This is a genomic window from Celeribacter baekdonensis B30 (genome assembly GCF_000299875.1).
Lineage (GTDB): Bacteria > Pseudomonadota > Alphaproteobacteria > Rhodobacterales > Rhodobacteraceae > Celeribacter > Celeribacter baekdonensis_A.
On sequence record NZ_AMRK01000026.1, the window covers coordinates 1 to 8,386 of the forward strand.

The 8,386-nt window shown below is 58.5% G+C and carries 8 protein-coding genes; 4 read left to right on the forward strand and 4 right to left on the reverse strand.

Annotation, left to right across the window (positions count from 1 at the left end):
* Positions 1-118: 118 nt before the first annotated feature.
* From B30_RS21045 to B30_RS21060, 4 genes are all read right to left on the reverse strand, one after another.
* On the reverse strand, positions 119-769 hold the full coding sequence (locus tag B30_RS21045; protein ID WP_009574293.1) for a hypothetical protein: 651 nt from the start codon (positions 767-769) through the stop codon (positions 119-121).
* A 68-nt stretch (positions 770-837) separates the two neighbouring features.
* Entirely contained in the window at positions 838-2,004 is a 1,167-nt protein-coding gene (locus B30_RS21050) for a M48 family metallopeptidase (protein WP_009574294.1), read from the reverse strand.
* Complete coding sequence (locus tag B30_RS21055) at positions 2,001-3,248, reverse strand: DUF898 family protein (RefSeq protein WP_009574295.1); 1,248 nt, start codon at positions 3,246-3,248, stop codon at positions 2,001-2,003. Before B30_RS21055 ends, B30_RS21050 begins: the two co-directional genes overlap by 4 nt.
* Positions 3,249-3,282: 34 nt before the next feature.
* Positions 3,283-5,640: a DNA topoisomerase IV subunit A gene (locus B30_RS21060; protein ID WP_009574296.1), complete on the reverse strand. Its 2,358-nt coding sequence runs from the start codon at positions 5,638-5,640 to the stop codon at positions 3,283-3,285.
* Positions 5,641-5,801: 161 nt separating this feature from the next.
* Between B30_RS21060 and B30_RS21605 the strand changes: the two genes are divergently transcribed.
* The 4 genes from B30_RS21605 to B30_RS21080 all read left to right on the forward strand — a co-directional run bounded on the left by B30_RS21605 (position 5,802) and on the right by B30_RS21080 (position 8,187).
* Positions 5,802-6,407: an SH3 domain-containing protein gene (locus B30_RS21605; protein ID WP_009574297.1), complete on the forward strand. Its 606-nt coding sequence runs from the start codon at positions 5,802-5,804 to the stop codon at positions 6,405-6,407.
* Positions 6,408-6,486: 79 nt separating this feature from the next.
* Complete coding sequence (locus B30_RS21070; RefSeq protein WP_009574298.1) at positions 6,487-7,335, forward strand: SDR family NAD(P)-dependent oxidoreductase; 849 nt, start codon at positions 6,487-6,489, stop codon at positions 7,333-7,335.
* Between the two features lie 71 nt (positions 7,336-7,406).
* Positions 7,407-7,613, forward strand: a complete 207-nt coding sequence (locus B30_RS21075) for a twin transmembrane helix small protein (protein ID WP_009574299.1) — start codon at positions 7,407-7,409, stop codon at positions 7,611-7,613.
* 1 nt (position 7,614) lies between these two features.
* Positions 7,615-8,187, forward strand: coding sequence for a cob(I)yrinic acid a,c-diamide adenosyltransferase (locus tag B30_RS21080; protein ID WP_009574300.1), 573 nt, complete (start codon positions 7,615-7,617; stop codon positions 8,185-8,187).
* The last annotated feature ends 199 nt before the right edge of the window (positions 8,188-8,386 follow it).

An 8,386-nucleotide genomic window follows, 5' to 3' on the forward strand; every position in this document is an offset into this window, starting at 1 on the left:
TTGGAACGCTCAAACTTTTCCTTAGCCATATCGAGGCGCCTCTTGGTTTGACTGGGTCGATCAAGACCCGAATTAACATCGCGGGCTAGTTATTGGCTCTGGAGAGGAAAATCAAGCGTCAGTTGCTCTTTGTGGCATTTGGTGTCTCAGGAACCGCATCTGGTGCGAGTACCGCAAGCGCCGCCTTGGCTTCGTCGGCGTCCGTGGTTTCGGGGGCGACGGGGTCAATGCCAAACCACTCCCCATTTTCCAACAACCACCGCTCTACCTTTAAGGCCGCATTCCGGGTCAGGATGTCGAGCTGTTCCTGTTTGGTCCGTGTCAGGCCCGAGCCAATCAGGGTCTCGCCTGACAGGCTTTCGAACACCGTCAAAAGCTTGGGCTTATCCGTCAGTTTTTTGCCCTGCGCATCGTCCCAAATGTTGACCGTGAGCACGAGCACCGATTTGGGCGTGAACACCACCGGAATCCCTGGCGCGGCAAGGCCATAAGCGTCCACTTTGATACCGATGTGATAAAGCTTGTCTCCGTCGTAGCGGCCAAACCGCGCCTGCATCGCGGCTTTCAAAGCGGTCTCAACCTCCTCCTCCGTCGCATTGCGTGAGAACGGGGCCTTTTGCATATCTGTCGCCACCACGACGTTATGGCCAAGGGTAAAATCCCCGAGATTCACCAGCGGCGTGTCTTCGGTCACCATTTTGGCATCGCTACAGGCGACCAGCGCCAAAAACGACAGTCCGACAACGACGCGGCGAGCAAGTGAGATCACAGGGTATCCTCCAAATTTGGTCCAGATCACGACTAAAGGCAAATGTCGCCTCACGCAACGTCTGGTCCTTAATCGCAAATTTGGCGCAGCCGCTGCCACGCCATGTTCGACATAAACGGCACACCCTCATCGACATAGGAATCGGCCGCCGCCTGCGCCCGCGTCACACGATCGCCAAGCTGCGGATGACTGGCCAGATGCGAAGCAAGGCCTTCGCTGTCGCCATATTCGGCTTTGAGCCGTTCAAACAAGGGTGCCAGCGCGCCGGGCGAAATACCCGCACGCGGCAACATCTCATGCGCATAGCTGTCGGCGGCACTTTCCGCCGCTTGGCTATACTGCGCGTTGACCAATTGATTGACCGCCATCAACACCATCGTGCCGCCGGCAAAATCCCCAAACACCAGCGAGAGCACGCCAAAGGTGCCGACCGAGCGCAAAGCGTGGCGGGTGGGATCGCGGTGATCGACATGGCCCATTTCATGCGCAATGACGGCGGCGACCTCATCCGGCGATTCCGCCGCATCAATCAACCCGCGCATGACCACGATACGCCCGCCGGGCAAGGCAAAGGCATTGACCATGTCGAAATCCAGCACGGTCAATTGCACCGCATCCGAGGCAAGCGTGGAAGCGGCGAGCAATTTGGTTTCCATCTGCTTTAACGCTGCAAGACCCTGTTCGTTCTCGCATTCACCAAGCGGCACAAACCCGCCCGAAAACGCCTCGCGCACCTGTTGATAGGTCTTTTCGCCCAATGCGCGTTCGCCCTCAATGGGCAACAACGTGGCCAATTGATCGGCAATCAACGGGATCAGGAAAAACACGATCAGCGCCACAGACCCCATGGCTCCCGCGATCAATCCCGCGAGACGCCCGCGCCCGGTGACCGGCGCACGATGGCGCAGAGACGGCGCGCGCGCTTCGATGTCGTGCAACAAAACAGTGTCACGCACATACAGCCGCGCCGTGGGGGTCAGCACATTGGTGAACACCCCCAACCGTGCCGGCCCCCAACGCAGCTTGGTCTGCCCCTCGACATGGCGCAGATGCGACAACGGCCACGTCCATGTCTGCGCCTGCCCCGTGTCATCGGTGTAGGACAAAGACAGCCCCGCCTCGTTAGGACGGACTTGCACATAGACCTCATGGCGATGCGCGCTTTCGCCATCAACGAAATCGCAAAGCACCCCTTCGGGTATTGGCCCCCAGGGGCTACGCACGGCCCCGGTCATATCGCGGCTCCCAAATCAAACGCTTCGGCCATGCCTTCGGCCTCTCCGGCCTCGTCACGGGCACGCTGTGCGATCTTGCGAAGATGTTCGCCGCCGGTCAGGGTCAGCGTTTCGGCATAATGCCGCCACACCGGGAACAGTACAAAGGTCTGACGAAACACCGAGAAAAACAACAATGTCGACATGTAGATAAAGATCGCAAAGAACACGCCCACTTCGGCCGAGGGCATCCCATCGCCCCCCAACCCCGAGCCATCCGAGACCGCGCCAGTGGCAAACAGGCCAAAGTCGCGCAGGCCGGGGAAGGCCAAAATCAGAACGCCCGAGGCAACACCAGCCACGGCCAAAGAGGCCAATGTGGTGAAGAGGTTGGTCAGGATATAGCCCGCAAAATTCAACCAGAAAATGCGCGGGAAAGAGGCGTTGGAAATCAGGCCCACCCCGCCTGCGGTTTTGTGATTGGCCATGTAGCGCAGGGCGACCACACGGTAGCGGGTGTAGAAAAACAGACCGCCAAAAATCGCGACGATGGAAAGGAGGGGCATCAATCCGGCCCATGCCGAGAGCACAAAATCCCCCTCGACGGAAAGCCAGACCGCGCCGCCAATGACAAAAAGAATGACCCAAAAAGAGATCAACACCGGCAAAAACGGCTTGATCAACCCGGTCCAACGCCCGCCTTGGTTCAGCCTCTGAGTGCCAAAAAACGTCCGATCCGTGCGGAATTTTTCAAGTTTGAAAGTCATGCGGGGCCAAAGAACCCCCATCGTGATCAGCGTCAAAAACAACTGCCCCATCGCATAGGCGGTGTATCTCCCTGCTGCAGGTTCAAGCCCAAAGCGAATGCCGCGCCACCGTGTGCGCGCATAGACATAGCGTTTGGCGCGGTAGGAGGCGAAATAGATCAGCGGAATGGCAAGGACGGCGGCGATGAGATAGGCCTCATATTCCTCTTGGAACAGCGCAAAAGAGGCATAGACCAAAATCAGCGCCACAACCCCGATCAACAGCGCCAAAATCACCAAAGCGATGAGAAATCCGGTGAATTTCTCAATGCCCTTGCCGACATATTCCAACGGCGTGCGGTCGGGACGGATGGCGGACCAAAAATGCCGCCGCAGCCGGGTTTTCATCCAAAACCGATAGAACCCAAGCGTCACCACCGACAACACCGCCGTCCAGATCGAGAGCGACAACAGCGGGACGAGGCGGCCCTCGACGTCGGTTTTCAAAAGCTGCGCCATACCCCGGCCCTCTCGTTACGCCCTGCCTGAAAGCTTAGCCAAATTTATTGTCACGCGGGAACCCATGCGGCGGCTGTTTGCCAATGCCCGCCCGTTTGCTCAGCCATTGCGTCAGGTCTTTCTCGGTGCGTGTATTGCCCCCGCCCATGGTCCAGCTTAGCCCCTCCTCCCACTTAAACGTGGTCAGATCGGACAGCCCGCCATCCAATTCCAAAAGCCCCTGCGCGCCGCGTGCCTGATTGTATTTCTGCAGCCGCACGCCCTTGCCACGGTTCAATTCCGGGACTTCGGAAATCGGGAACACAATGAACCTGCGGTTTTGCGACATGACGGCAACGTGATCGCCCTGCACCCGGCGCACCACGGCGGCCACTTCGCCGCCTTTGACATTAAGCACCTGTTTGCCAGAGCGGGTCTGCGCCACCACCTCTTTTTCGGGGATGACAAAGCCATTGCCAGCATTGGAGGCGACAATCAATTTGCCCTCGGGATCATGGACGAAAATATCGACGATCTCCGCCTCATTCGGCAGATCCACCATCAAGCGCACAGGTTCACCCATGCCACGCCCGCCCGGAAGACCGGCTCCCGAGAGCGTATAGAACCGCCCGTTTGACCCCATCAGCAACAGTCGATCCGTGGTTTCCGCATGGAAACAGAATCGCGGCGCATCTCCGTCTTTGAATTTCAACTCGCGCGTCAGGTCAATGTGACCCGACATGGCGCGTATCCAGCCCATTTGCGAACAGACCACAGTGATTGGCTCGCGTTCAATCATCGCCTCAAGCGGCACGTCCTCGACCTCGGCGGCCTCGGCAAATTGCGACAGGCGCATACCACGGGCATAGTCTTTGCCAAATTTCTTTTTGGTCTCTTTCAGTTCTTCGGAAATGCGGTCCCATTGCATGACTTCGCTGTCCAACAGCGCATGAAGCCCGGCCTTTTCCGCCCGCAACGCATCGCGTTCCTTGATCAGTTCGATCTCTTCGAGACGCCGCAAGGACCGCAGGCGCATGTTGAGGATCGCCTCGGCTTGCACTTCGGTCAGCTCCCCCACGCCCTCTTTGGCGGGCAGCGGCGAGACATAGTCTTTTTCCGACATGGCGCGGGCATGATCCACGCCCCAGTTCTCCGCCATCAACGCCATTTTCGGATCATCGTCATAGCGGATGATGTCGATCACCCGGTCGAGATTGAGAAAGGCGATGATAAAGCCTTCGAGCACCTCAAGGCGGTGGTCGATCTTTTCCAAACGGTGCTGAGAACGGCGTTGCAACACCACGCGGCGGTGATCAAGCCAAGCGCGCAGCACCTCTTTGAGCGAGCACACTTTCGGCGTGCGCCCGTCGATCAACACGTTCATGTTGAGCGCGAACCGCGTCTCCAGATCGGAGTTGCGGAACAGCGTGTTCATCAACACCTCAGGCAGGACGTTTTTGGATTTCGGCTCCAAGATCACCCGGATGTCCTCGGCACTCTCGTCGCGCACATCCCCCAGAATCGGCACTTTTTTGGTCTGGATCAACTCGGCGAGTTTTTCGATGAGTTTGGATTTTTGGACCTGATAAGGGATTTCGGTGACGACAATCTGCCATTGCCCGCGCCCCAGATCCTCAACCTCCCATTTCGCCCGCACCCGGAACGACCCACGCCCGGTGGCGTAGGTTTTCATCATACTTTCGCGTGGCTCAACAATCACGCCGCCGGTGGGGAAATCCGGGCCTTTGACATAATTCAAAAGCGTCTCATCGCGCACATCCGGCGTTTTGATCATGTGCAGCGAAGCATCAATCAGCTCGGAAATATTATGCGGCGGGATGTTCGTCGCCATCCCCACCGCAATACCGCTTGAGCCATTGGCCAAAAGGTTTGGAAAGGCGGCGGGCAGCACTTCGGGTTCGCGCAACGTGCCGTCGTAGTTGTCGCGAAAATCGACCGCATCCTCGGCCAGACCTTCGAGCAGCGCCTCCGCCGCGATGGTCATCCGCGCCTCGGTGTAACGCGAGGCCGCCGGGTTATCGCCATCAATATTGCCAAAGTTCCCCTGACCATCGACCAGTGGATAGCGGACGTTAAAATCCTGCGCCAACCGCGCCATGGCGTCGTAAATCGCCATATCGCCATGCGGGTGATAATTCCCCATCACGTCGCCGGAGATTTTCGCCGATTTGCGGAACCCCCCACCTGACGAGAGACGCAATTCGCGCATCGCGTAGAGAATGCGCCGATGCACCGGCTTCAACCCATCGCGCGCATCGGGCAGCGCCCGGTGCATGATGGTCGAAAGCGCATAGGTCAGGTAACGATCGCCAATGGCTTGGCGAAGCGATTCTGAAAAATCAGTCGGGGGCGTGCCACCTGCGGGCGGGTCTTGGGTCAAATCACTGCTCATGTGTCGATGAATAGCGCCCACCTCGCCCCCCGGCAAGCGCGTCTCGCGTGCTCCTCCGGCAACGTCGGACATCTTAGGCGGACCAATGGCGCAGTTTTCCCCGTCACTCCCTCGCGAATCGCGTAGTATGGAGCTGTAACAAGTGTTTGGGGGGAAACGATATGCTGCGTCTTTTGGCGATCACTTTCGTTGGGCTTTGGGCGGCCCTTATGGTGTTCGGGCGGGATTTGTCCGCCGAAGAACAGGCCCAGCTTGACCTGAGACGTTCCGAAAAGGTCTCTGTCCTTGCCAACCTATCCGAAACTTGGAATGCCGCTTTTGGCATGGATCGCAAACGTCAGGGGGCCTATGTGCCGACCTTGGCTGAACTGAACGCTCAAAAGGCCTTGTCGCCCTCCGGCCTTGCGCCCGAGGTACAAGCGGATGCGACCCAAGGCACGATGGCGCAGCTTGCAAGCTTTAGCGACACTCCAACGCAAACCGTCGCCACCGCTACAACCCGCGTCAGCGACCCCGAAAAACTGGCTGGTTTGTTGCAACCCGCCTCCCTTGACGCGCCTGACATGACCCTGCGCGAAGTGACCGCCACGCGTGTCAACGTCCGCTCCGGCCCTTCCACCAATCATGAGGTTTTGGGGCAGGTGCATTTTGCCGAAATCGTTCAGGTGATCTCTCCTGTCGAGAACGGTTGGGTCAAAATCTCTGTCGAAGGCGATGGCGTGTCGGGCTATATGTCGGCCAATTTCCTACGCGCTCTGGCGCAATAACCCCACCTGTTCGCAAAACCGGCTTTCCCCTCTCGCCTTTGCGCTCTAAGCCTTTTGCATCCTCGCAAAAGGCTTTTTCATGCGCACGATCCTGATCACCGGCTGCTCCACTGGCATCGGCCATCACGCCGCTCATTTTCTAAAATCCAAAGGCTGGCGGGTGTTTGCAACCTGCCGTGCGCAGGATGATGTGGCGCGCCTGACATCTGAGGGTTTGGAAAGTTTCCGTCTGGATTACGAAGACCCGGCCTCGATTGAAGCCGGATTCAACGAGACCCTCGCCCGCACCGGCGGCACCTTGGACGCGCTGTTCAACAACGGCGCTTACGCCATCCCCGCCGCTGTTGAAGACCTGCCCGTCGCAGCGCTGCGTCAAAATTTCGAGGCAAATTTTTTTGGCTGGCACGATCTGACGCGTCGGGTCATTCCGGTGATGCGGGCGCAGGGCACGGATGGCAAGGGGCACGGCCGCATCATACAATGCTCCTCCGTGCTTGGCCTCATGGCGATGCCTTGGCGCGGCAGCTACAACTCCACAAAATTCGCCCTTGAGGGTCTGACCGACACGCTACGGCTGGAAATGCGCGGCACAGGGATCAAAGTCATCACCATCGAACCCGGCCCGATTGGCACCGCCTTTCGTCTCAATGCACGCCAACAATTTGACAAATGGATTGATTGGCAGGCCTCAGCGCGCGCCGATCAGTATCGCAACGCCCTCGTCCCGCGCCTCTACAAAGCCACCGAAACCAGCGCGCCGGACCGGTTTGAATTGGGCCCAGAGGCAGTCAGCGCCAAAGTTTTGCGCGCCCTGACCGCGGCCACCCCCCGCGCGCATTATTATGTCACAACACCCACCTATATCGCCGCCCTGTCACGACGCCTCCTGCCACAGCGGCTCATCGACCGGGTGATGGCCAAGATCTAAGCGCGACCAATCGCGTGTTGGGCCTTGCGCCAAAATGCGCTATCTGCGGTACAAACACGAAGGATATGCACATGAATTCCGATCCGCTCCTCTACATCATTGGCGCCGCCTGCCTCGTCGTCCTCGTCATCCTCGCACTTGGCATCGGCCAGTTTGGGCGCGGCGGAGCGGAGGGGGCGAAAAAGTCCAACAAGCTGATGCAATACCGCATTCTCGCGCAATTGGGCGCGGTCATCCTTGTGGTGATTTATGTGGCTCTGCGCAAAACGGGGAACTGATATGGTTGTTTTGAACAAAATCTACACGCGCACGGGCGACACAGGTGAAACCGCTCTGGGCGATGGAACGCGGGTGGCCAAATATAACCCTCGGGTCGACGCGTACGGCACAGTGGACGAGTTGAATTCCACCGTGGGGCTGGCGCGTCTGCATGCGGTGGGCGAAATGGATGTGGCGCTGTCGCGCATTCAAAATGACCTGTTCGATCTGGGTGCGGACCTGTGCCGCCCCGGCATGGAACAGGACGCTGAGGCCGACTATCCGCCGCTGCGTCTGATCGCCTCACAGGTCGACCGGCTCGAATTGGAAATCGACACAATGAACGCAGATCTCGCGCCTTTACGCTCCTTTGTCCTGCCGGGCGGATCAGCATTAGCGGCACATTTGCATCTGTGCCGTACCGTGGCACGCCGCGCCGAACGCCTCTCGGTCGAGCTGAGCCAAATCGAAACCATCAACGACATTGGCGTCAAATACCTCAACCGCCTGTCCGATTGGTTCTTTGTCGCCTCGCGGGTGGCCAATAACAACGGCGCGGATGACGTCTTGTGGGTGCCGGGCGCGAACCGCTGATCCTGTCGATCCTCTATGACGTTGCGACATTTGTTCCGGCAAACGTCACGTCTTTGAACGAAAGTTGCGTCATTAGGGGCTGTTTTCTGCGCCCGCAAAAGGCTAATAAAATTTCCGGAGAGCTGATTGCCCCCGTTTCGGGCGGCTGAAATCATAAGGGAGACCCCGCCAATGAAGGTTTTGGTACCAGTCAAACGCG

What these genes read in the sequence shown, in the direction of transcription:
- B30_RS21060 (WP_009574296.1), bottom strand. Translation starts at nt 5,640, where the DNA reads ATGAGCAGTGATTTGACCCAAGACCCGCCCGCAGGTGGCACGCCCCCG.
- B30_RS21080 (WP_009574300.1), top strand. Translation starts at nt 7,615, where the DNA reads ATGGTTGTTTTGAACAAAATCTACACGCGCACGGGCGACACAGGTGAA.
- B30_RS21075 (WP_009574299.1), top strand. Translation starts at nt 7,407, where the DNA reads ATGAATTCCGATCCGCTCCTCTACATCATTGGCGCCGCCTGCCTCGTC.
- B30_RS21070 (WP_009574298.1), top strand. Translation starts at nt 6,487, where the DNA reads ATGCGCACGATCCTGATCACCGGCTGCTCCACTGGCATCGGCCATCAC.
- B30_RS21055 (WP_009574295.1), bottom strand. Translation starts at nt 3,248, where the DNA reads ATGGCGCAGCTTTTGAAAACCGACGTCGAGGGCCGCCTCGTCCCGCTG.
- B30_RS21605 (WP_009574297.1), top strand. Translation starts at nt 5,802, where the DNA reads ATGCTGCGTCTTTTGGCGATCACTTTCGTTGGGCTTTGGGCGGCCCTT.
- B30_RS21050 (WP_009574294.1), bottom strand. Translation starts at nt 2,004, where the DNA reads ATGACCGGGGCCGTGCGTAGCCCCTGGGGGCCAATACCCGAAGGGGTG.